2 protein-coding genes are annotated in these 611 nt (G+C 34.9%); both read left to right on the plus strand.

All coding sequences use genetic code 11. The features are described from left to right. On the plus strand, positions 1–460 hold a 460-nt coding region (locus AC3G7N_RS21675), incomplete at its 5' end, for a DUF8727 domain-containing protein (RefSeq protein ID WP_489424198.1). After that, positions 432–611: hypothetical protein (locus AC3G7N_RS21680; RefSeq protein WP_489424199.1), on the plus strand; the 180-nt coding region annotated here is incomplete at its 3' end. The genes AC3G7N_RS21675 and AC3G7N_RS21680, both read left to right, overlap by 29 nt.

The following is a 611-nucleotide window of genomic DNA, read 5'->3' on the forward strand; positions in this document are numbered from 1 at the left end:
GGCGCAACCTAAGCTTCTAAATAATGAACGAATCCAGTCACAGTTTTTATATTTGAAGGATGCTTATAGTAAACATAAAAGTATTATTCATGATGTTACCGAAAGACTGATTGAAATTAATGAATTGTTATCACCAATTCAGGCGCATATTGGCTATAGGGTCCGAGATGAAATTTGCTTTTATTTAATTTATAGCAGGTACCTAATGAAGTTTGATAAAGCCTTTGATTATCAGTTGCATCAGAAGATCTTACCACGAATTACAGCTAGTGAAACACAGGCATTTGAAGTGCTCAAGGGACTATATCAATTTTGTACCAGTCACCAATTTGAAGAAATTGAACCTGATAACCAAGCAGAAGTTATTAAAAATGCTAAATATCCTAAGTCAGCCAAGAAAATTCATGAAATGTTGGGGAGGGGACAATCAGATGGCTTTACTTCCTTCTGGATCGGGTAATGATGATGCAGAATTAGTTGTTATTGAGACGGATGACTTTTATTTATACATTAAAGGAAAACCCTATCATGAACGGTATAAGGGCTTGCGAAACTATCAAATGATTCAATCAGATGAAACAATGAACATGAGCGTTTCTGGTGAAAACATT

Source organism: Virgibacillus carmonensis (assembly GCF_057836705.1).